This is a genomic window from Pseudoalteromonas sp. NBT06-2 (genome assembly GCF_002276045.1).
Taxonomy (GTDB): domain Bacteria; phylum Pseudomonadota; class Gammaproteobacteria; order Enterobacterales; family Alteromonadaceae; genus Pseudoalteromonas.
Genome location: NZ_NQMR01000439.1, coordinates 1 through 376 on the forward strand (window position 1 = coordinate 1; position 376 = coordinate 376).

Sequence of the window (376 nt, forward strand, 5' to 3'; positions counted from 1 at the left end):
AGTAATCCCATTATTTTTCCTCACTTAACTTTTAATAAATTAGCTAAAAATGCTTTTGGGTTTTGTGCTATAAATTGCACTAGCTTGTTAAATCCCTCTAAAATATGGGGTGCTGCATAGGCCGTTACACCAATTACACCAGTGGTTAAATCATCATTAAAGTGTCGCCAGTCACAAAAAGCAGCGGCTAAATAGGCGGCAAATACCGCCACTAAAACCGACATAACATAATGAAAAAACGTAAACTTTTTACCGCTTATATACATTTGCACCGCAGCTGCGAGCAGCGACAATATACACAATCGCCCCCATTGCTTTACAAATTCTAAAAGGTCCATCCAATTCATGTTATATCCTTATTCATCATCGTCATTTT

1 protein-coding gene is annotated in these 376 nt (G+C 37.2%); it reads right to left on the reverse strand.

Translation table 11 applies throughout. The features are described from left to right. Nucleotides 1-20 precede the first annotated feature (20 nt). Entirely contained in the window at nt 21-347 is a 327-nt protein-coding gene (locus tag CJF42_RS26440; protein WP_095369415.1) for a phage holin family protein, read from the reverse strand. Nucleotides 348-376: the final 29 nt, after the last annotated feature.

Excerpts from the sequence above, each read along its gene's own strand:
- CJF42_RS26440 (WP_095369415.1), bottom strand. The coding sequence starts at position 347 with ATGAATTGGATGGACCTTTTAGAATTTGTAAAGCAATGGGGGCGATTG.